Origin of the sequence: Rhizobium sp. 11_C7_N12_5 (assembly GCF_051811145.1) — a bacterium.
Taxonomy (GTDB): Bacteria; Pseudomonadota; Alphaproteobacteria; order Rhizobiales; family Rhizobiaceae; genus Rhizobium; species Rhizobium lusitanum.
Window position 1 is genome coordinate 2,110,458 of sequence record NZ_JBPWPY010000002.1, and the last position, 21,187, is coordinate 2,131,644.

Here is a 21,187-nt window from a genome sequence, read left to right on the forward strand (position 1 = left end):
GTTCCAACAACGATGAGATACGAGCACCGACAGGTCGCTTTACGAATAAATCTCTTCGAAGCCCTGTAGTCGGGTCTCCAGGGCTGCGCATGTTGCAGCGTAGAGCCAATCGGTGCAACAGGCCGCCGGCTATTACAATAGCGTCACGCGACGAAGCGGAAAAATCACCAAGCTTTTGTGCTCCCGCTCTGCCGAAATACATGTCATAATCTATGGCCAGACACAGCTGGAGCAGTATTTTATGCAACGCGAAGCAGTCTGGACGCTGGCTTTATTTATTCTCCTCATGATTAGCGCCACGGCTGGTTCGGTATTGCGCGACAGATTGCCTGCTCCGCACCGCGGCAACGAGACAATAGACTTTCTTCGAGTTGTAACAGCTTTGCTCGTGACCTTTGCCGCGCTCGTGATGAGCCTGCTGCTGGCGTCAGAGCTCAATGCATACACAACGGCTTCCCACGATCGCAACCACTACGCTGCCGGCCTCGCGGAAATGGACCTTTGTCTGAGAAATTACGGCTCCGCATTGGACAACGAAAGACAACTTCTGCACAGCTACACCGCCGCCGTCATTGCCAGCACATGGCCCGAAGAGCCACAGCCACCAGGGGTGGCGTATCCTGACATATCAAAACTGCCGTTGGTCGGCGAAGCGCCGGCTCTGGGGGTAATTCTGAACACCATAGGGCTCGGCATTGCCCACCAGCAGCCCGCCGATCCGTTCCATCAGGCGCTCGTCACACGTTGCCATCAGGTCTTCACCAATCTCATGATGGGGCGATGGACGGTCATAGAAGACGCGCATGGCTCACTGTCCGCGCCCTTTCTGGGAGTCCTGATCTTCTGGCTTATGCTCGTATTTCTAAGCTTCGGCCTTCAAGCTCCGAAAAATCTGCTCGCAGGCTCGATTGTCGCTGTCGCCATCGTTTCAGTCGCGAGCGTCATGTTTGTCATCCTGGATCTTGATCTCCCCTATGGCGGTCTTTTCGGTATCTCGAGTACATCCATGCGGAATGCGCTCGCCGATATGCTGGCACAATAGCGGTCGGCTACGTGCCGCTTGGCAGCCAAGGCGGCGGCTGGCTGGCAGATCATCCCGTGCTTCGGGGGTGTCGAGACGCTGCGCCACCTCGTCGACGAGTGCATGGGCGATACGCAGGCACCGTCCCGCCAGGCGACATGGACACGCGATCTGAAGATGATGCGAAAATGAATTAAAAATGATGCGAAAATGAACCTGAAATGTTGACATACGGATTCTTCGAACTAGTTCCTGCTTAGACGCCGGGGTTGCCCTTTGGTCGCCCTTTCACAGCGACATGTAATTCTGCCCAGCTGTTCCAGCCCGTAAGGGGTTGGTACGGCAACGAATATCCGCGCGGGTAACGGTGTGGTCGCATCATCGCACAGTGGGAACTTTAACATCGTATGGCCAACATCACCGGACGGCTCGTCAAGGGAAGCATGTGGTTAAGCCTGTCTCGGACGATCGTGAACGGGCTTGCCACCCTCAGCACGTTCGTTCTGGCACGCTATCTCGCACCCTCCGATTTCGGCGTGGTCGCTCTGGGCATGACGATACTGTTGATCGTCACGACAGTTACCGAGCTCTCGCTCTCTGAGGCGTTAATCCGTCATGCGGCGCCGGAAGAATCCCATTTCAGCGCTGCCTGGACCCTCAATGCCGCACGTGGGCTGGCAATCTGCATCCTGTTCGCGATCTTTGCCTATCCTACCGCCGTCCTGTTCGACGAGCCCAGACTGACAGGCGTAATGCTGGCACTTGGCGTCAGCATGCTGATGGGTGGTCTCACCAATCCGCGCCGTATCATGCTCCAGCGCGATCTGATTTTCTGGCAGGAATTCGTGCTTGCCGTTTCACAGAAGTTCGCCGGCTTCGTCGCCTCGGTGGCAATAGCGGTCATCTATCAAAGCTATTGGGCGCTGGTCGTCGGTACCCTCATAAGCCAGGCAACGAATGTCATCGTCTCCTATCTCGTGCTGCCGTTCCGGCCCAGGATCACCTTTCAGCATATGCGGGAGTTCTTCTCCTTTTCCGCCTGGCTCACCGCCGGCCAGATCGTCAGTACACTCAACTGGCGCTTCGATTATCTGTTGGTCGGCAAGATGCTCGGCGGGGTCCAGCTCGGCTTTTATTCGGTAGGAAGCAACCTCGCCATGATGCCGACGCGGGAAGCGACCGCGCCCCTCACGCAAACAATATATCCGGCCTTTGCCGGCATTCACAACGATCCGGCCAGACTCGCCGCCGCCTATCAGCGTGTGCAGGCGCTCGTCGCCGCCATTGCGCTTCCCGCCGGCATCGGCGTTGCGGTGACCGCCGAGCCACTGGTCAGGCTTGCGCTGGGCGACAAGTGGACGCCGGTCATCTTCATCATCCAGTCACTTGCCTCAGTCTTTGCGCTGCAGACGCTGGGCTCGCTGGTGCAGCCGCTCGGCATGGCGAAGGGCGAGACGCGGGTGCTCTTCGTTCGCGATACCCAGATGTTCTGCCTGCGGGTGCCGATCATGATCGCCGGTCTGATGCTCTACGGCCTTCCGGGGGTCATCCTGGGCCGCGTGTTCACCGGCCTGTTCAGCACCGTTGTCAACATGATGCTCGTGCGGCGCTTCACCGGCGTTACCGTACTGAAGCAATTGTCGGTGAACCTTCGGGCGCTCGCAAGCGTCGCGGTGATGGCCGCCGGTGTCTCGCTCGCCTCGAGCCACCTGGCGCCCACGGACGACAAGGTCGTGCTCGTCACGCACCTCGCAATACTGATCCTGCTTGGCGGCCTGCTCTATTGCGGTTCGACCTTACTGCTGTGGACGTTGATGAAACGACCGGCCGGCCCCGAAACGGAGGTTCAAACCATCCTCGGCAAAGTGCTGCCGAAACTACGCCTTGCCTGAAGAATGTGCGGCCGATGTCGGCCGGACTGCCTTGTCGTCTGAATGGGGGAATGGGGAAATGACATTGCAATCCAATCTAACGCTGATCACGAAACTGGAAAGCACGGTCCACGATTGCCTGAGGGACTACATCAGTGATGACGAGCCCTTGGCGATCCTCGACTTTCCGGACATCCGCAACTGCGGCGACTCTGCCATCTGGTTGGGCGAAATGGCCTATCTCCAGAACAGGCACCGTAAGCGGCCGGCCTATGTGTCGCGGATCGATGACTTCTCGCCCGAGCAGCTCGAGCGTATCATGCCAACCGGCCCGATCTTCATTCATGGGGGCGGCAACTTCGGCGATATCTGGGACGCACATCAGGATTTCCGCGAAAAGGTCCTGGAGAGGTTTCCGAATCGTCAGGTGATTCAGTTCCCGCAATCCATCCACTACAAGTCGCAGGCACGTCTGGACGAGAGTGCCCGCGTCATCGGGCGCCACAAGCACTTCGTATTGCTGGTACGCGACGAAGAATCGAAGGAGTTTGCCCTCAAGCATTTCGATTGCGAGGTGCGGCTTTGCCCTGACATGGCCTTCTGCATCGGAGCAATCGAGCCGGAAGCGCCGGAATTTCCCGTCCTTGCCATGCTGAGATCCGATCTCGAAAAGGTAGGAGATGCAGACCTCTCCGCCTATCCCGACATTCCCAAAGAGGACTGGACCACCGAATCCGCCAGGCGCGTGCGCATCTCCAAGGCCGTCGGCGCGGCGACGGCTCTGCTGGCACTTAAGCCGGCCGAAATACGGCTGCGCAAACTCGACGCGGCGGCACATAACCGACTGCGTCGCGGCATCCGCCAAATCTCCCGTGGTCGCGCGATCGTCACCGACCGGCTTCATGTCCATATCTGCTCTCTGCTGCTTGGACGACCGCACGCGGTGCTGGACAACAGCTATGGCAAGATTCGTCGATTCATGGCTGCATTTTCCGGCGGCACCGATCTAGCCTACCGGGCGACATCGCTCGACGATGGGATTGCCTGGGCGCGTTATCAGGCCGACCAGCAGCTAGCGCCGGCTGCGTAACGCGTCGGCACCAGGGCTCATCATTGCCTTCGCCAAGTTGCCTCATCATGGGTTTCCCAGGTCATCCGACAAGGGCGTCAAGGGCTCCTGCCCATCGATCGCGCACCATTGACCTCATCAATGCCCTGACCGTCGGCCCAAGCGAAAACTCGCCGCGCTTGGGCCGACACCCGGCTGTCGCGCGTGACCGTGAGAATTGCACGCCAATGATTTCAGACGGTTCATCTCCCGCCTGATTTGAGAACGGTGCCGGCCAGTTGCTATTTAAGCTGAGAAGCGGCTTCGGTGCGTATGACGGCCGAGGATTTCAGGATTGAGGCATTCAGGCTTCATAGAATACAAAAGTTGCGGCGGCCTAGTTTGGAAGGCTCCCATGGCCAGCTCCAGGGGTCCACTCCCTCCTGGCGGAAATCAAGAGGATCGGGGAAGCGAACGGTCGAGACTTGTGTAGGAACAAGAGCTAGACTTCTTTTGCGGTGACACGCAACAACGTGACGAGGGGATTGACGGGGGAGATAGCGATTGCAATGGAGAGCGGCCCTGCAGCCCTCTCCATCGGCTTGCCCGGGCATGGGACAAGACACCGACGCATTCTATAGCGCAGAAGGAATATGAGCGATGGCCAAGCCTCCAGAGATGACGAAGTACCGCGGCTTTCCATCCGGCATGCCGGGAACGGGCATTCAATTCACCATTCGCCGCGCGAACTCCAAGGGCGTTACCCCGATCAAGAGCCTACCCCGCCGTGCCCGGCCAGGCTCTTCGGAACACCGCGTCGATGCAGCGTTCCTGCATGCGCTCTGGCACTATTTCGGTGCCGAGCCTTTCGCGCGTGGCAATTTGGACGCTGCCCGATTGAACTTGCTCTTTGGACGTGAGGTAGTGGCGGCCGACAAGGATTTCGATCCGATCTCTTACGATGCGATGCTCGTGATCAACGAAAAGCTGGCGCGGGAAAATTTTCCGGAAGCCTTCGAAGATGTGATGGAGGTCTGACAATGCGCTCTTGAGGTGGCGTCCCCGTCGCTCCGGCCATAGCGTCTGCGGTTTTCATTCCTCTATAATTTCAAACCGGACCGACGCATGATAAGCATTTCAAAGCAGACGCCGAAAAGTCTTAATCGATGACCTCTGCAACCAAATCGATCCTCAAACCTACGTCGCCTGTGGGGGCATTCAGGAATCTTTGCGGACGGAGTGCATCCGTCTAGTTGCCAAAAAACCATAATTGCTCCACGAACATCATACATTGAACACTCAACGTTGAGAATCGGGTCAAAGCTTAATGCGTATACAATATGGTTTCCTCTGCATGTTCCTGGCAATTGCCCCGTCGGCATATGCGCTGGAAACCGGTTCACCGCCAGTTCTGGCGCCGCTAGAGCAGCAGGCGCAAGCAGCTCATTTGAGCGCACAATTTCTGACGCGTTTCCACTATAAGCCGGTGCCGCTTGATGATGCCTTGTCGGCCAGGATCATGAACCGGTTCATCAAGTCTCTGGATCCGGACCGTGTCCTCTTCCTGAAGGCGGATATCGACAAGTTCATGGCCGACAGCGCCAAGATTGACGATGCCATCAACCGCGAAGACTTGCAGATCCCGTTTACCATTTTCAATGTCTATGAGCAGCGCGTTGTCGACCGCATGAACTACGCGCGCAGCCTGCTCAAGCAGGGTTTCGATTTCAGCGTACAGGAAGACTATTCCTTGCTGCGCGACAAGGAGCCTTGGCCGCAATCTGAGGCGGAAAGCAATGAACTGTGGCGCAAGCGCGTCAAGAGCGACTGGCTGCGCTTGAAACTGGCGGGCAAAGCCGACGCTGCCATTCGCGATACGCTCGACAAACGCTACGAAAACTCCCTTGAGCGCGCTTACAAGTACAAGAGCGACGATGTGTTCCAGTCATTCATGGACGCCTATACAACGTCGGTTGACCCGCATACCGACTATTTTGGCGCGACCGCTTCGGCTGAGTTTGATATTTCCATGAAGCTGTCGCTGGTTGGTATCGGCGCCGTATTGCAGGAAAGAGATGACTACACGACGATCCGTGAGCTTGTGCCTGGTGGCCCGGCGCAATTGTCCGGCAAGCTTGCGGTCGGTGACCGCATTACCGGTGTTGGCCAGGGCGAGAACGGCGCGATAAAGGAAGTTGTGGGGACGCGCCTTGATGAGATCGTCCAAATGATCCGGGGCGCAAAAGATTCCATCGTGCGCCTGGACATCTTGCCGGCGGATGCCGGACCGGACGGCAAACATCGCCTCATCAGCCTCGTGCGCGATAAGATCAGCCTGGAAAAGCAAGCTGCCCAGAAGACCATCCTCTCGGTAAAGGATGGCGACGCCACTCGTAAAATCGGAGTGATTACCCTGCCGGCGTTTTATGAAGACTTCGAAGCGCGACGAAAAGGCGACAAGGACTATAGAAGCGCAAGCCGCGATGTCGCCAAGCTTCTCGTTGAACTGAAGCAAGACAACGTCGACGGCGTTCTGGTCGACTTGCGCAACAACGGCGGCGGTTCCTTATCCGAGGCGATCGATTTGACAGGTCTGTTTGTCGGCAAAGGCCCGGTGGTTCAGCAGCGCGATGCAGGCGGCAAGGTCAACGTGGAGAGCGATGATCTTCCCGTACCTGCCTGGACTGGTCCGGTCGGAGTTTTGATCAATCGCGGCTCGGCGTCGGCGTCCGAGATTTTTGCCGCTGCGATACAGGACTACGGTCGAGGCGTGATTATCGGAGAACCCAGTTTTGGGAAAGGCACCGTGCAGACCGTAGTCAATCTTGACCAGGTGGCTCACAACATCAAGCCGAAATTCGGCGAGCTGAAATTGACGGTTGCCCAGTTCTTCCGTGTCAATGGCGGCACGACACAGCTGCGCGGCGTGACGCCTGACATCAGCTTGCCGGGTCTTTCCGACCCTAAGAGTTTTGGTGAGGCAAGCTATGACAATGCTCTGCCGTGGACGCAGGTCAAGCCGGCGAACTATGCGCCTGACGGTGATATAAAGGCATTGCTGCCGCAGCTGCAAAGCCGCCACGATGCTCGGATAAAGAACGATCCGGATTTCCAGCGCTTTGTGGAAGATATCGGCGAACTGAAGGCGCAGCGCGAGAAAAAGGTTATTTCACTCAATGAAACCGAACGCCGCAGTGAAATGACCGCTCAGGCAAAGCGTTTGAAGTCGCGCGAGCAGATAAACGATGGTGTGGATACAGGCGAAGACGATGGCCTGCAGGCGAACGAGCGCAGCCTGAGTGCCGATATTGCCATTGAAAAAGCCCGCAAGAACGCAAAGGACGTCCTGCTGAACGAGGCCGCCGCCATTCTTGCCGATGAGGCGGATCTGCAGGCAGGTGGGCAACGATAGGGAAGCGTTGACGGAAATTAGTATTTTCTCGATGAACACAGCCGCGGAGGTCGGATGAGCTATTCCAGCTCATAGGCCCGCCCGGCCGGAAGCACGACAGTGGCGTCGTGACGCCCTCTTTTTTTCGCTCCAGCAATACTAGAACGCGCCAAGTGGCAGAGGCGGCGCCTTTGGCCGCCTTGTCCTTCAAGCTTCGTCAAGCGCCAGCGCCAGATCGGCAATCAGGTCGTCGGGATGTTCGATGCCGATCGAAAGCCGGATCGTCGATTCAAGCACGCCGATGCGTTGGCGCACGTCCACCGGCACACCCGAATGCGTCGTCGTCGCCGGGTGGGAGGCCAGGGACTCCGTTCCGCCGAGGCTGACGGCGAGTTTGAAGATCGTCAAGGCGTTCAGGAACTTGAACGAGGACGGCTCGCCACCCTTGATGTCGAAGGAGAAGGTGGAGCCTGCGCCGGTGCACTGGGCGGCGAATGTCTGGCCGACAGGCGATTTCGGGTCGCTGTAAGACAGGTAGTGAATACTCTCGACCTTGGGATGCTCCCGCAGGAAATCGGCCACTGCCTTTGCATTGCTGTTCGCGCGCTCCATGCGGATCTGCAGCGTTTCGAGCGAGCGCCCGAGCATCCAACAGGAATGCGGATCGAGCTGTGTGCCGATCGCGCCTCTCAGCGCCTTCACCTGCTTCATGACCGCCTTGCGGCCGAGCGCGGCACCGGCGATCAGGTCCGAGTGCCCACCGACATATTTCGTCAGTGAGTAGAGCGAGATGTCTGCGCCGTGCTCGATCGGCCGCTGGAATACCGGCCCGAGCAGCGTGTTGTCACAGGCGATGATCGGCGTATGGCCTTGCTTCTCGCCGATTGCGTCGGCAACCCTGCGGATCATCGCGACATTCACGAGGCTGTTGGTCGGATTGGCAGGCGTTTCTATCAGGATGACAGAGACGCGGCCCTTGGCCATGGCCTCCTCTGCCGCAGCCTGCACCGATGCTTCGTTGACACCATCCGCGAAGCCAACGGCGGAAACGCCGAGATTGGCGAATGTCTTGGCAAGCAGCGTCTCCGTGCCGCCGTAAAGCGGCTGCGAATGCAGCACCGCATCACCCGGTCGAGCGAATGCAAGAAGCGTGGTGGCGATAGCCGACATGCCCGACGAGAACAGCACACAGCTTTCCGTCCGCTCGTAGACTGCCAGACGGTCCTCGACGATCTCGCTGTTCGGATGGTTGAAGCGCGAATAGACGAGTCCGGCCCCCCTTCCCGCTGGCGGTTCCTTACGGCCTGAGACGTAGTCGAAGAAATCGCGGCCGTCTTCCGCGGACTTGAAGACGAAGGTCGAAGTCAGAAAGACCGGCGGCTTGACGGCACCTTCGGAGAGCTCAGGATCATAACCGTAGTTCAGCATCTGTGTTTCGGGATGCAGGGCATGATTGCCGATATGGGTTCTCGGCGGGTGCGGCGCAGTCATGAGACGTCTCCTCCATCGGTTTCACGAGCCTTGCGCTGCAGATTATATCAAACGTGGCGGTGTATTCTTGCTATTTGGCGCGTTCTTTTGTTGTTTGAGGCAACTTCTTGCAATGACAACGCATCGCTTCGAACAAGCGAGAAGCGTTTTCCGGGATCAGACGAAGCCCAACAGGTCAGACCTCGCATCCTTTCAGGAAGATGTCGGCGCAAATTCGCGCGCGCTGGGCGATCTCCTCGATACCAGCCGGCTTCCGTTGACGCAGGATGGCGGCGCGCTGCGGCTCCATGATCATCATTCCGCGCAGCATGCCCGAGGCCATGTGCGGATCCTCGAGCTTGATCAACCCGCGCTCGGCCTGCCTTGTCAGCCATTTCTCCATGACGGCATTGGAACCGACGATAGCGGTCTCATAGAAGCTTGTGGCGATCTCGGGGAAGCGGTCGGATTCTGCGATAACGAGACGGGTCATGTCGACTGTATCGTCCGACATCGTCAACATGCCGTAGGTCGTCAGCAGCCGCTCCAGCCCCTGCCGCAGATCCATCGTCGCGAGCGTCGACTGGTCGAGTGCCAGGAAAAACCGATCGATGCGATCGGAAATGATGCTGGAAAACAAATCCGCCTTGGTCGGGAAGAGCCTGTAGAGCGTCTTCGTCGAGACGCCGGCCGTTTGCGCGATCGCACTGATGCTTGCGGCCGCATAGCCGTTTTCCCGGAATTGAGCGTCGGCCGCCTCGATGATCACGCTTTTCGTATCGTCGTCGCACCGGATTTGGGGGCGGCCTCTCGACCGCTTCTCAATTAATTGAATTTCGACCATGTTGATTTTCCAAATTCCTATTGACTTCCATTTTATAGCGCATATTTTGGAAAATATCAAGTTTCCTAAATATCCGTCCGAGAATTTTCGCGGGGCTATCCGCCCTCCCAAGACGATCGGCCTATCCGGAGAAACAGCAGTGGAAAACAAGGTTCACGTATTGAGTGCAAGCAAGCAGGCACCCGTCGCCGAGGCCCCGACCATGGACGCCGGCAAGCCGGATGTCTCGGCCGAACTGGCGCGTATCGCCGCTGAGGAAAAACCGGCGCCGAAACGCGGCAAGTCATTCCTGCTCGGAGCCACTGCGCTCGCTGTCATTGCTGCCGCCGCCTATTACGGTCATAACTACTGGACGGTCGGCCGCTTCCAGGTATCGACCGACGATGCCTACGTGCAGGCCGACAACAGCGCGATTGCGCCGAAGATTTCCGGCTACATCACCGATGTCGTCGTCAACGACAATCAGACGGTCAAGACAGGGCAGGTGCTTGCCCGCATTGACGACCGCGACTTCAAGACGGCGCTGGATCAGGCCAGGGCCGACGTCTCAGCCGCTCAAGCGGATGTCGAGGCCAAGCAGGCGTCCCTCGAGATGCAGCAGTCGTTGATCGCCGCCGCCCAGGCGACCGTCGATGTCGACAAGGCCAACGAGACCTTTGCCGAACAGAACGACAAGCGTTATGCGAGCCTCTCGGTCAGCGGGTACGCTGCGGTGCAAACCGCACAGCAAGCCGCATCACAGATCGCCGCCGCCCGCGCTGCGATCGACCGCGACACGGCATCGCTTGCTGCCACCACCAAGCAGGTCGATCTGTTGAAGGCGCAACTGGCGCAGGCCAAGGCAACGCTCGCCCATGACCAGGCCGTCCAAAGCCAGGCCGAACTCAATCTATCCTATACGGCGATCACCGCACCGCTCGACGGCGTAATCGGCAACCGCACACTTCGCGTCGGCCAGTATGTGCAGGCAGGCACACAGTTGATGTCGGTGGTGCCGACATCAGCCGCCTATATAATCGCCAATTACAAAGAGACCCAGTTGACTGACGTGCACGCCGGTCAGCCGGTCGACATCGAAGTCGATATGTTCCCCGGCCGGACCTATCACGGCCATGTTGACAGCCTGGCGCCCGCCAGCGGCCAGGAATTCGCGCTGCTGCCGCCAGACAACGCCACGGGCAATTTCACCAAGGTCGTGCAGCGTATCCCGGTCAAGATCGTCCTCGATGCCGACAGCGCCACTTCGGGCGATCTGCGCCCCGGCATGTCGGTTCAACCGAGCATCGACATCAAGACGGCCGGTCAGAGCCACGGCGCGTGAACGGTGAGGGATGAGGAGTATTGAACCATGTCCACCATCGCAGCCACCGCCGTCCCACAGCCGAGTGCGAGGGCCAGCACCAGAGAATGGATTGCCGTACTCGCCGGCATGATCGGCGCCTTCATGGCCATTCTCAACATCCAGATCACCAATGCCTCGCTTCTCGATATTGAAGGCGGCATCGGCACGGGCGTCGACAACGGCGCCTGGATTTCGACCTCCTATCTGATCGGCGAGATCGTCGTCATTCCATTGACGGCTTTCTTCAGCAACGTCTTCTCGTTTCGCCGCTATATCCTGGTGAACTCGATCCTGTTTCCGCTGTTCTCGATTGCCTGTGCCTTTGCGCATGATCTCGGCACGATGATCGTGCTGCGCGGCTTGCAGGGCTTTGCCGGCGGCGTGCTGATCCCGATGGCATTCACCATGATCCTTACCAAGCTGCCCAAGGCGCAGCAGCCGACCGGGCTTGCCCTCTTTGCGCTCTCGGTCACTGTCGCCCCGGCCATCGGCCCGACCATCGGCGGTTATCTGACGGAAAATTACGGCTGGCAGACGATCTTCTTCATCAATGCCCTGCCAAGCGCCATCATGGCGATCGCCCTTGCGCTGACGCTCGATAAAGGGCCGATGCGGCTCGGTCTTCTGAAGCAGGGCGACTGGGCTGGGATCGTGACGATGGCGATCGGACTTTCAGCGCTGCAGACCGTGCTTGAGGAAGGCAACAAGGACGACTGGTTCTCCTCGCCCTTCATCCTGAAACTCAGCGCCATCGCTGTCGTCTCGCTCAGCGCCTTCATCTGGATCGAGCTGACCGTCCAGAACCCGCTGGTGAAGCTGCGGCTTTTGAAGCAGCGCAATTTCGGCATCGGCGTTCTCGTCAACGTCCTGGTCGGTTTCGCCCTCTTCGGCTCGGTCTATATCCTGCCGCAATATCTCGGCCAGGTGCAGCGTTACAATGCTGAGCAGATCGGTAATGTGCTTGCCTGGACCGGTCTGCCGCAGCTCATCCTCATTCCGCTGGTGCCGATGATGATGAAGCGTTTCGACGTCCGCTATATAGGCTTCCTCGGCATCGCAATCTTCGCGATAAGCTGCTTCATGAACGTGACGCTTTCGGCCGATACAGCCGGCGATCAGTTCTGGATCCCGAATATCGTGCGCGCCATCGGCCAGGCCATGGTCATCACACCGATCACCGCGATCACAACCGCCGGCATCGCCGCGGCTGACGCCGCCGCAGCATCGGGTCTTACGAACATGCTGCGAAATCTTGGCGGCGCCGTTGGAACGGCGACGCTCGGCACGGTACTCACCAAGCGCGAGCAGTTCCACTCCAACATCATCGGCCAGTCGGTGACATTGTCACGCGACGAGGTACGGGAACGGCTGACGCAGGTGACCAATTATTTCCTGTCGCATGGCGTCTCGGATCATGCCCTTGCCGCACAGAAGGCGACGGTCGCGCTTGGCAGCATCGTCAAACGGCAGGCACTGATCATGGGCTTCAGCGATACGTTTGCCGTGATCGGCATTCTATTGGCAACAGCCGCAGTCGCCGTCCTCTTTGCCCGCAAGCCCTCTCCCGGTGGGGGAGCAGGGGCTCACTGACGCCCTGCGGACTGACCACCGGGCGCCACGAGACCTTCCAGCCCGGTGGCAACGACCGATACCCTGAACACGCCATCGAGGTTTCTGTCAAAGATCGCTCCAACAACAATATCGGCATCATCGAAGACTTCGTCGCGTATGCGACTGGCGGCCTCATCGACCTCGAACAACGTCATATCGGTCCCGCCGGAAATGGAGATCAGCACGCCCCGCGCGCCCTTCATGCTCATGTCATCCAGAAGCGGGTTGGCAACGGCGGCATCAGCGGCTCTTAGTGCACGGCCTGGTCCTGTCGCCTCGCCTGTTCCCATCATCGCTCGACCCATTCCACGCATAACGGATTTGACGTCGGCGAAGTCGAGATTGATGAGACCTTCCTTGATGATCAGATCCGTGATGCAGCTGACGCCGGCATACAGGACCCGGTCCGCGGTCACAAAAGCATTGGCGAAGGTGGTCGTGGCATCCGCAATACGAAACAGGTTCTGATTGGGAATGACGATGACGGTATCCGCACTTTCGCGGAGCCGCTCGATACCCTCGTCGGCGGTGCGCATGCGTCGGTTGCCTTCGAACGTAAAGGGCTTGGTGACGACGCCCACCGTGAGAATCCCCGCCTGCCGTGCGACCTGAGCGATGATCGGGGCAGCGCCCGTGCCGGTGCCGCCACCCATTCCCGCCGTGATGAAGCACATGTGCGTACCCTGAAGATGATCCATGATCTCATCAATGGATTCCTCAGCGGCGGCGCGTCCGATTTCCGGCAAGGAGCCCGCGCCGAGACCTTCCGTCACCTGTGCACCAAGCTGAATGCGCCTGCTCGCCTTCGACGTCGCGAGCGCCTGTGCATCCGTATTTGCCGCGATAAATTCGACGCCCTGAAGCTCTTCCGCGATCATATTGTTGATGGCGTTGCCGCCGCCGCCGCCGACACCGACGACGGAAATCTTCGGTATCACCTCGGAAACTGGTGTGCGGATGTCGGCCATGAAGGACTCCATTGGATCAATTGCATTCTCAATCGCAATCGCCTGCCGCTTGCGGGAAGGAACATTGAAGCGATTCGCGAGAGCATAGAGATCCTAGTGAGGAACGTGTGCGCATTGCGGCACGAGCCGGCCGCCCTCCACAGGATATTGAGTCCGGCAAACGGCCGAACTTCAACGCCTAGTCATTTCCAGCGTGCTGACGTCGCTTTTGGCCCCCAATCCGTGCTCCGATCTCTGCATCAGAGGCCTGTGGATCGTAATTGCGAAGCCAGGCCACGTGCCTGCTGACTCGTGAACGTGAAACACGGCTATGAGGCAAGCGCCTCGCTCGCCTTGATGGGGACCGAACCGACTGCCCGTCATCTCGATTTCCTGGGATAACAATGATTTATGGAACCCATGAACCGAAGAAAGATTGGTGGCAGCTGCGTTCCCTCAGAATCAGTCTAAATATCAGACATTTTTCAGCGCAGCCGTTTCAGCATTGTAATATCAAGCAGCGCTATTGTAGTTCAGGAATGCAGCCCGTACTCGATTATGTCTCCATCTCAACTCTTCTTGCCGCATGTTAAGTAGTGATGGCCGCAACGCCTTCACACTGTGATTGCCTAAGCTCGGGCTTGCGCGATTTCTTGATTGTGATGACGTATTTGTGATAGGTTATGTTCTTTCGCGCCGGTGAGGCCGTCCTGTTGGACGAGGTACGCGATGAGGGTCGTCAGCGGATTTATAGCATGCCTTCTACTCTGGACGCCGCTCGTCTATGCAGGGCCGCTGCATGACGCGGCCCGGACCGGCGATCGGGAACGCGTGGCCCAATTGATCGCGGCCGGCATTGATATCGCCGCACCGAACGAGTCTGGCGAACCGCCCCTGCTAATTGCTGCGCTCGCCGGGCAGAAGGATATCGTCGCACTTCTGCTGGAAAACGGCGCCGATATCGAATGCCGCAACAAAGGCGGCCTTACCGCTCTGCACGCCGCGGCCTACGGCGGACATCTCGACGTGGTCGAGCTGCTCGTGTCGAAAGGTGCTAAAGTCAATGACGACAAGAACTTCTATCACATGTCGCCGCTGCATGCTGCGGCGGAGGAAGGACAAGCCGATGTGGTTGCCTTCCTGGTGGCACACAAGGCCGACCTAGAAGCGAAGGAACGTAATGGCTACACGCCGTTGACCCAGGCCGGATGGCGGTCCCACTGGGATACCGTCGAACTTCTGCTGAAAGCCGGAGCGGTCTGCCAAAAGGCTGATCTCGTCGGCGACTGGCTTTTTGCCGAATGCACCAAGCGCCAATAGCGCCATATTCACTGCCCGAAAAGGGAGGACTGATAACATGTCTCGCAAACAGACAGGACCCGCCGCGCTGATCCTCGCAGGCCTGGCAATCGCCTTTGCCGCGCCGGTCTGCGCCGAGGAGCTGGTCAACACCGGCTATTTTGGTGACGTCGCGATCAAGGGATACGATCCGGTGGCATATTTCGTTGAAAACAAGGCTGTGGAGGGATCCGCGGCCTATTCGCACCGCTGGCTGGGTGCAGAGTGGCATTTCGCCAGCGCCAAGAACCGTGACCTGTTCATCGCCGATCCCGGCAAATACGCGCCGCAATACGGCGGTTATTGCGCAGACGGCGTTTCATTCGGCACGGTGACCACCAATATCGACCCGAATGCCTGGCGCATCATCGATGGCAAGCTGTACCTGAGCTACGATCCGGGCGCCGCCGACGGCTTCGAGAAAAAGCCGACAAAGGTCGTCGACTCCAAGAAACACTGGTCTGAAGTGCAGAACACGCTGATTTCGGACAAAATGCAAAAGGACTGGCAGCACATGCCGGCAGACTGACCTCATGGCGCCGGCGAAAAGAACATCAGTGCCTGGGGGGTCACGTGGACATATTGGGCGTCGAGCTGTCCGGCGTCCCTGTTCCGGTAGACCTGCCCACAGACCATACGATCCAGGAAGTAACCGCTAAACCTTTCGCACAGCCTGTTTCCCTTCACGTCAACCGTGCCGGTAATATTGGTATTGGCGCTCCTGTAGGCGGTGTTGCCTGCCTTGTCGAAATACTGGACGAAGGCCGTTCCGTTCTTGTGTTTTCCGGCCCAGGTCTTTCCGTCGATGAGATCGCGCAGAGCCTTCTCGCCGAGCTGATCGGCATCGTTCCCGACAAATCCGAAAGGCCATGCCGGAATGCCCGCAGCCTTCAGCCCGGTCAGATGGTGTTCCAGGTCGGCGGGACGCCAGTAGTCGTAGAGATATTCGTAATAGGCGAGATTGCTTTCCGGAAAGAGTTCCAGAAGCTTGGTCTTCTCCGCCGCGCTGCGTACCCGGTCGCCATCAAAGCCATAGGCCGCCGTCAGATATTCGCGCGCTGGTTCGACGTTCGGCAATGCGTCGCGCGCCGCTTCTATCAGAGGGACGGCACGGCCATTGTCTCGCGCCGTGTAGAGAACGATGCCCGCCAACAGCTGGAAGCTCGGCGATGGCGACGGATCGAGCCTGAGCGCCCGGTCGATTTCGGCAATGGCCTCGTCATGGTTTCCTGTTTGGGATAGGATCAGCGCTAAGTTACCAGCAGCTTCAGCACTGTTCGGCTGGGCCGCCACAGCCCGGTTTGCCGACTCTCGGGCTTCTGCCTCCCTCCCGTCGACCAGTTGCAACAAGGCGAGCACGGTATGAGCGCGCGCATTGTTCGGGTCGAGCTTCAGCGCCTGCCCCGCCGCGTCATAGGCGATCTTGCGCGCCACCGCCGCCGACCAGAGAAAATTGTAATCGTTGCGCCAGACATCGACTGCGACGCGTGCGATACCGGCATGCGCGTCGGCGAAATCCGGATCGAGATCGATCGCCTTCTGGTAATAAGAAAGCGTCCGGCGATAGGTCTCCACGTCGCTGTAGAGCAACCCTTCGTGCTCCGCGCGCATGTAATAGTCGTAGGCCTCGAGGTTATCGCTTGGGATCTTCTCGATCTGGGTGCGCTCGCCTTCGCTGAGCTCCACCTTCAACGCCGAGATGATCTTGCCGGTCACATCGTCTTGAATTGCAAACAGATCAGCATATTGTCGGTCGTAACGTTCCCCCCACATGGAGAGCCCCGTCAGCGCGTCGATCAGTTTGACGTTGATCCGCAACTGTGGCCCCGCTCGCTGCAGCGTGCCTTCGAGCAGATAGTGCACGCCGAGCTCCGCTGCCACGTCCTCCGTCTTGCCCGCATTGCCCTTCAACGCAAAGACCGAATGCCTAGCGATGACGAAAAGCCCCGACACTTTGGAAAGTTCGGTAATCAGATCGTCCGTCAGCCCCTCGGCCAGATGATCTTGTTCTGAATCGCCGCTGACGTTGATGAAAGGAAGGACGGCGACCGAAGGCTTATCTGGCAGAGGATAAGCGAAGCGACGGACGAATGCAGGCGTCTCACCTATATCCAGTCTCTGCCACAGGTAAGCACCGCAGCCGGCAATCAGGGACAGTGCGACGGTCAGGATCGCGCCGCGGCGCACGCGCTGGGACCATCGCGGAAACCGGCGGGCCGCAGCCGGATCGAAAACAACTCTGTAGACCCGGATTGGCTCGGCAATGCTTCTGACTTTCTGCCGCCCGAGCGAAAAGAAACCCGCATCGATCTTCGTCTTCACCTGATCGTATGTCGTACCGGAGATGGCGATGCCGCCCGGTTCGGCTAGCGTCTGCATGCGATCGGCGATGTTTACGCCATCGCCGTGAATATCCTCGCCCTCGACGATAATGTCGCCGAGATTGACCCCGATGCGGAACCGCAGCGGTATGGCGTCACCGGAGGCCGGGTTCTGCTTCGCCTTCTCCCGCTGGATCGCGATGGCGCATTGCAGGGCGTCGACGACGCTATGAAACTCGACGAGCAGGCCGTCGCCCATCGTCTTGACCAGCCGGCCGTGATGTTCAGCAATTCTGGGCTCGATGAGATCATCCAGGTCGGCCTTAAAGCTGCGGCGCGTCGCTTCCTCGTCGATCTGGCTCAGGCGGCTGTAACCTGCGACGTCAGCGATCAGAATTGCTGCAAGACGGCGCTCCATGCCCCTCCCCGCTGACCGTGATGGCCCCTCCCGCACATCTTATCGCAGGTCGACTGGCGAAGCCATTCGTCGAGGACTATCTCTCATGCGAGATAGTCCATGGTGGCTTTGAAAGGATTCGAACCGGCGACTGGCATCTGGTCGACCGCTGTTGACAACGGCCGCTGGGCCTCAAACCCTGGCATCCCGAATGCGATCTCGATCGGCATGTGCGAGGGCACCGACCGCGCTTGACGATCCCGGCGGCCTGCACATCGCGGCTGTCAGGCGGGCGCCCTTCGATGGACAAGCCCGGCAAGCCCATTGTCGCTATGACTGAGGATTGCTCTTCGCAATTCCAGCATCGCCGATCGGATGTTGCGTAGCGACGGGGAGCTCTCCTCTCTTGAAGACTAATTTGATCCCGCCGTTGCCACCCAACTTTCCGCCGCTGCCAAACACACGAACCTCTCCCTCCGAGCTGATCTCAACCGAGAGCTCGACTTCGTCGAGCATCAGTCCCAATCGGCTCGGTGACTGATCGAAGACATGTTGAACCACTTCAAGCAGATTGGTCATCTGCTCTTTCAGCGCGTCGGCGCCAAGTCTGACCGCCTTGAACGGGGACCCGAGGACGGAGCCGAAACCGCCGCCGACGTCATCGCCACCCCGCGCACCCCGGTCACTAACGATGGGTCCGGTTGCAAAGCCGGGTGTTGGAGCTGCGTTGGTAATAAAAGTAATTTCTCTGTTCATGTCAGGCGCTCCTTGTTCATCCGTCATCGGACACGCTCGAGAAAACCTATTTCCCCGCGGCTCAGACCTCGCAAACCACCCTGAAACCGACACGCCCCTCCCATCCCGCCGTCGTCTCCTTCATCCAGTCCCGATATGCCGAGCGACAAATCGCCGGATTATGCGAGAAAGATCCGCCTCGAAGAACGCGGGTAGAGGAATCAGCATCGATGAACGGCCGACCGTCATGCGGTATCGATCGCACGTCGGGATTCCAATTGTCGAGGCAATGTTCCCAGACATTCCCATGCATCTCGAAGAGCCCATAACGATTGGGTGGGTAGGATCGAACGGGCTTCGTTGATCCGTAGAAGGTGCCTCGAGGGCCTTTGGCATAGGCGCCATCGGGATAGGCAACGTCGGCATAGCTGGCACGAGAGACATTCTCGCCGAAACTCATTCCGCAGACCGCGCCGCCCGTACCGCAGTAATTGGCAAGCGCCGGGGTCAGTGTCGACCCGAAGTGGAAGGCCGTCAGCGTGTCCGCCCTGCAGGCGCGCTCCCACTCGGTTTCGCTCGGCAATCGGATGACGCGCTCGGTCAATTTGGAGAGCCTGGCGCAGAACTCCATCACCTGCAGCCAGGTAACGGTTTCCACAGGGCGGTCGTCGCCCGGAAATGAGGATGGTGCCATCGGTAGCGAAAGGCCGGTCTGTTCGTGATAGGCAGCGATCACGGCACGCCATATTCGCTGCGTAATCGTCGTCCGGCTGACGGCGATGCGGCCGACGGTGACATCGACCTGCTGCTCAAACTGGCCGATGCGCAACAGCTCGCCATCAGGCGAACCCATCTTGAAGCTGTGGGCCGGCAGCAGGCTGAATTCGATGTCGTTTTCCGCATCGACTGGCTGACTGAAGGTTTCGACCGTCTCCCAACGCGTATCAAACAGCGTGCCCTCGTCGTTGACGGTCGTCACCGGCACCGTTTCGGCGCGGATCGGCGAGGGCCGCAGTTTCCCCCGGGTCCGGGCAACCCATGCCCCCGCTCCGATCGTGGCAACAAGACCGGCCGCACCAATCCCGTAAAGAAGCGTCCGTCGCGGAACCGTGACGGAATGCTGCATAGTCGATCTGTTCGCGATCGATGCGGGTGGGCCAACGTGTCCACCGGGCTGCTTCAGAGTGACGCGCCTGATGCCCTCTCTGGTTTGCGCATCTGCCGGAGCAACGGCATTGATGCGCCACCACAATTGTTCAGCCTCGGCGAGATTGCCGTTCGCTTCGGCCTCCAGCGCTTCGAGCTTCAGCGGCTCCAGATCTTCGGGTAGCGCACGCGCCGGAAGCAAGATGAAGTGGCGCTTGGCAAGCGGCTCGACAAAGGTCGAGGGTGTCTGGCGAGGCTTGCCGTATTTGCGGCACAAATCGGGGACAGCGAATTTCAGATAGTTGTCGAGCCGCTCGACCGTGGCACAATTTTGTGGACCTTCCAAGCCGAGCCCCTCGAGCAGCCCATAGGTGAAGGCACCGTGACCAAGTTCGGCAATCTCGTAGGAGAATTCCGAAGGACTGCACGAGCAGACGGTAACGGCGCCCTGCTGCCTGTCGAGACCGAGGCCTTGCCCATCGCGTGCGCCCTCATTGCGGCAGGCATCGAGAAGCAGGATGACATTGTCCGCGCCGCAGCGCTTCAATCGCTCGGCTATATGTTGCACCGAGATTCCTGTCTCCTCGACATTGCCGGGATCGGCATCGATCGGCAGCAGATAGTCCTGCTCTCGCTCCCGCCGCCCGTGGCCTGCAAAGAAAAACCAGAGATTGTCACTCGGCCGGAGGAATGGCTGTTCGAAACGCACGCGCAGAAAACGCATCAGATTGCCGAATGTCGGACGAGATTGCAGCGGGCTTCCGAAATCCGAAGGGAGTGGCGGCGCGTCCTCAGCCAGATAATAAACCTGGCTGAAATGGGCTGAAGCGCGAAAAAAATCGCTCATCGCTTGAGCATCCTGTTGGGCGTACTCGAGCGGTTTCAAATTATCGTAGCGATTTATCCCTATGCAGATCGCCCAATTCTCACTCATGCCCCAAATGCTCGCTCCGTGGCCAATGTCGACCAGCGCAGATAGCTTCCCCGTGTGCTCTCGATCGGGACAACCATCCTGTGTGCGGCTGCCACCCGGGCCTCCGCCAAACGCCGGCTTTACCTCACTTCATATTTCCGCTGCCGCCCGTGCCGCTGCCACCCATGCCACCGGAACCGCCTGTGTTGGTGCCTCCACTGGTGCTACCACTGCCCATACTGCCGGCGTTGCTCGTGCTGTTACCACCCATGTTACCGGCGCCGCCTGCGTTGGTGCCTCCACTGGTGCTACCACCGCCCATACTACCGCTGCCGGAATTGCCTGATCGCCCACCATAGGTGTCGTCATTACGGTTTCCGTGCCACGGCTTTTTCTTCTTGGCCGAGCTGTCCTGGGCTGGCGACGATGCCCAGGGCCACATAAACGGTTTGCGACCGGATTCACTATCGGCAACTGCGCGGCCCGTTGACCATTCGCTACGAATGTCGCCGTAGTTCTCAACCTTGCAATCATTCGCCTGCGCGGGAATCGCAAGTCGCCGGGTGACCAAACCGTCACTGCCGGAACCCGAATCCACGATCGGATCAACGAAAACAAAATACTCGGAACTAAATCCATGAGCGCTGGCGACGCCTGCACAGAAACCGGAGCTTAACATCGCAGCTCCCGTTAATATCACGCATAAGTCGTTCATCTCGACCTCCCCATATTGCGTGAAAACAGCACTATATAAAACTATCACTTGTACTTCGAATCACTTTTTACATCGCC

17 protein-coding genes are annotated in these 21,187 nt (G+C 58.9%); 10 read left to right on the plus strand and 7 right to left on the minus strand.

The window, feature by feature from the left end:
- The first annotated feature begins 112 nt into the window (after positions 1 to 112).
- The 6 genes from AB8B29_RS28905 to AB8B29_RS28930 all read left to right on the plus strand — a co-directional run bounded on the left by AB8B29_RS28905 (position 113) and on the right by AB8B29_RS28930 (position 7,352).
- Complete coding sequence (locus AB8B29_RS28905) at positions 113 to 1,042, plus strand: hypothetical protein (RefSeq protein WP_245297571.1); 930 nt, start codon at positions 113 to 115, stop codon at positions 1,040 to 1,042.
- 18 nt (positions 1,043 to 1,060) lie between these two features.
- Positions 1,061 to 1,213, plus strand: coding sequence for a hypothetical protein (locus AB8B29_RS28910; protein ID WP_162734476.1), 153 nt, complete (start codon positions 1,061 to 1,063; stop codon positions 1,211 to 1,213).
- 215 nt (positions 1,214 to 1,428) lie between these two features.
- Positions 1,429 to 2,913, plus strand: a complete 1,485-nt coding sequence (locus AB8B29_RS28915) for a lipopolysaccharide biosynthesis protein (protein WP_037197042.1) — start codon at positions 1,429 to 1,431, stop codon at positions 2,911 to 2,913.
- 58 nt (positions 2,914 to 2,971) lie between these two features.
- Complete coding sequence (locus AB8B29_RS28920; RefSeq protein ID WP_037197043.1) at positions 2,972 to 3,982, plus strand: polysaccharide pyruvyl transferase family protein; 1,011 nt, start codon at positions 2,972 to 2,974, stop codon at positions 3,980 to 3,982.
- 618 nt (positions 3,983 to 4,600) lie between these two features.
- Entirely contained in the window at positions 4,601 to 4,978 is a 378-nt protein-coding gene (locus tag AB8B29_RS28925; protein WP_037197044.1) for a hypothetical protein, read from the plus strand.
- 289 nt (positions 4,979 to 5,267) lie between these two features.
- Positions 5,268 to 7,352, plus strand: coding sequence for a carboxy terminal-processing peptidase (locus AB8B29_RS28930; protein ID WP_092575542.1), 2,085 nt, complete (start codon positions 5,268 to 5,270; stop codon positions 7,350 to 7,352).
- 186 nt (positions 7,353 to 7,538) lie between these two features.
- On the opposite strand, the gene AB8B29_RS28935 is transcribed toward AB8B29_RS28930, so the two are convergent.
- Both AB8B29_RS28935 and AB8B29_RS28940 read right to left on the minus strand, forming a co-directional pair.
- Positions 7,539 to 8,822 carry a cystathionine gamma-synthase family protein gene (locus AB8B29_RS28935; RefSeq protein WP_092575539.1) on the minus strand — a complete coding sequence of 428 codons (1,284 nt, stop codon included), beginning with the start codon at positions 8,820 to 8,822 and terminating at the stop codon, positions 7,539 to 7,541.
- A gap of 175 nt (positions 8,823 to 8,997) precedes the next feature.
- On the minus strand, positions 8,998 to 9,645 hold the full coding sequence (locus AB8B29_RS28940) for a TetR/AcrR family transcriptional regulator (RefSeq protein WP_037197048.1): 648 nt from the start codon (positions 9,643 to 9,645) through the stop codon (positions 8,998 to 9,000).
- A 160-nt stretch (positions 9,646 to 9,805) separates the two neighbouring features.
- On the opposite strand from AB8B29_RS28940, the gene AB8B29_RS28945 reads away from it, so the two are divergent.
- Positions 9,806 to 10,966, plus strand: a complete 1,161-nt coding sequence (locus tag AB8B29_RS28945; RefSeq protein WP_210255737.1) for an HlyD family secretion protein — start codon at positions 9,806 to 9,808, stop codon at positions 10,964 to 10,966.
- 27 nt (positions 10,967 to 10,993) lie between these two features.
- A complete protein-coding gene (locus AB8B29_RS28950; RefSeq protein WP_037197051.1) occupies positions 10,994 to 12,577 on the plus strand; it encodes a DHA2 family efflux MFS transporter permease subunit in 1,584 nt (527 codons plus the stop codon).
- Here AB8B29_RS28950 and ftsZ read toward each other — a convergent pair.
- Positions 12,571 to 13,566 (minus strand): cell division protein FtsZ, encoded by a 996-nt coding sequence (ftsZ, locus tag AB8B29_RS28955; protein WP_037197124.1) that lies wholly within the window; start codon positions 13,564 to 13,566, stop codon positions 12,571 to 12,573. The two genes, AB8B29_RS28950 and ftsZ, sit on opposite strands and share 7 nt — an antisense overlap.
- Positions 13,567 to 14,274: 708 nt before the next feature.
- Between ftsZ and AB8B29_RS28960 the strand changes: the two genes are divergently transcribed.
- Positions 14,275 to 14,865, plus strand: a complete 591-nt coding sequence (locus AB8B29_RS28960; protein WP_037197052.1) for an ankyrin repeat domain-containing protein — start codon at positions 14,275 to 14,277, stop codon at positions 14,863 to 14,865.
- A 37-nt stretch (positions 14,866 to 14,902) separates the two neighbouring features.
- A complete protein-coding gene (locus tag AB8B29_RS28965; protein ID WP_047552670.1) occupies positions 14,903 to 15,412 on the plus strand; it encodes a YHS domain-containing (seleno)protein in 510 nt (169 codons plus the stop codon).
- Positions 15,413 to 15,414: 2 nt separating this feature from the next.
- Here AB8B29_RS28965 and AB8B29_RS28970 read toward each other — a convergent pair whose 3' ends face one another.
- The 4 genes from AB8B29_RS28970 to AB8B29_RS28985 form a co-directional block, all read right to left on the minus strand.
- Complete coding sequence (locus AB8B29_RS28970; protein ID WP_047552674.1) at positions 15,415 to 17,622, minus strand: adenylate/guanylate cyclase domain-containing protein; 2,208 nt, start codon at positions 17,620 to 17,622, stop codon at positions 15,415 to 15,417.
- A gap of 309 nt (positions 17,623 to 17,931) precedes the next feature.
- The gene (locus AB8B29_RS28975; RefSeq protein WP_208865030.1) at positions 17,932 to 18,357 is read right to left on the minus strand and encodes a Pepco domain-containing protein; all 426 of its coding nucleotides are present in this window, start codon (positions 18,355 to 18,357) and stop codon (positions 17,932 to 17,934) included.
- A 61-nt stretch (positions 18,358 to 18,418) separates the two neighbouring features.
- The gene (locus AB8B29_RS28980; protein WP_092575529.1) at positions 18,419 to 20,416 is read right to left on the minus strand and encodes an SUMF1/EgtB/PvdO family nonheme iron enzyme; all 1,998 of its coding nucleotides are present in this window, start codon (positions 20,414 to 20,416) and stop codon (positions 18,419 to 18,421) included.
- Positions 20,417 to 20,540: 124 nt separating this feature from the next.
- A complete protein-coding gene (locus AB8B29_RS28985) occupies positions 20,541 to 21,110 on the minus strand; it encodes a hypothetical protein (protein ID WP_092575525.1) in 570 nt (189 codons plus the stop codon).
- Positions 21,111 to 21,187 lie beyond the last annotated feature (77 nt).

Excerpts from the sequence above, each read along its gene's own strand:
- AB8B29_RS28960 (WP_037197052.1), top strand. The coding sequence starts at position 14,275 with ATGAGGGTCGTCAGCGGATTTATAGCATGCCTTCTACTCTGGACGCCG.
- AB8B29_RS28925 (WP_037197044.1), top strand. The coding sequence starts at position 4,601 with ATGGCCAAGCCTCCAGAGATGACGAAGTACCGCGGCTTTCCATCCGGC.
- AB8B29_RS28930 (WP_092575542.1), top strand. The coding sequence starts at position 5,268 with ATGCGTATACAATATGGTTTCCTCTGCATGTTCCTGGCAATTGCCCCG.
- AB8B29_RS28940 (WP_037197048.1), bottom strand. The coding sequence starts at position 9,645 with ATGGTCGAAATTCAATTAATTGAGAAGCGGTCGAGAGGCCGCCCCCAA.
- AB8B29_RS28950 (WP_037197051.1), top strand. The coding sequence starts at position 10,994 with ATGTCCACCATCGCAGCCACCGCCGTCCCACAGCCGAGTGCGAGGGCC.
- AB8B29_RS28970 (WP_047552674.1), bottom strand. The coding sequence starts at position 17,622 with ATGGAGCGCCGTCTTGCAGCAATTCTGATCGCTGACGTCGCAGGTTAC.
- ftsZ (WP_037197124.1), bottom strand. The coding sequence starts at position 13,566 with ATGGCCGACATCCGCACACCAGTTTCCGAGGTGATACCGAAGATTTCC.
- AB8B29_RS28935 (WP_092575539.1), bottom strand. The coding sequence starts at position 8,822 with ATGACTGCGCCGCACCCGCCGAGAACCCATATCGGCAATCATGCCCTG.
- AB8B29_RS28980 (WP_092575529.1), bottom strand. The coding sequence starts at position 20,416 with ATGAGTGAGAATTGGGCGATCTGCATAGGGATAAATCGCTACGATAAT.
- AB8B29_RS28965 (WP_047552670.1), top strand. The coding sequence starts at position 14,903 with ATGTCTCGCAAACAGACAGGACCCGCCGCGCTGATCCTCGCAGGCCTG.
- AB8B29_RS28975 (WP_208865030.1), bottom strand. The coding sequence starts at position 18,357 with ATGAACAGAGAAATTACTTTTATTACCAACGCAGCTCCAACACCCGGC.
- AB8B29_RS28920 (WP_037197043.1), top strand. The coding sequence starts at position 2,972 with ATGACATTGCAATCCAATCTAACGCTGATCACGAAACTGGAAAGCACG.
- AB8B29_RS28985 (WP_092575525.1), bottom strand. The coding sequence starts at position 21,110 with ATGAACGACTTATGCGTGATATTAACGGGAGCTGCGATGTTAAGCTCC.
- AB8B29_RS28915 (WP_037197042.1), top strand. The coding sequence starts at position 1,429 with ATGGCCAACATCACCGGACGGCTCGTCAAGGGAAGCATGTGGTTAAGC.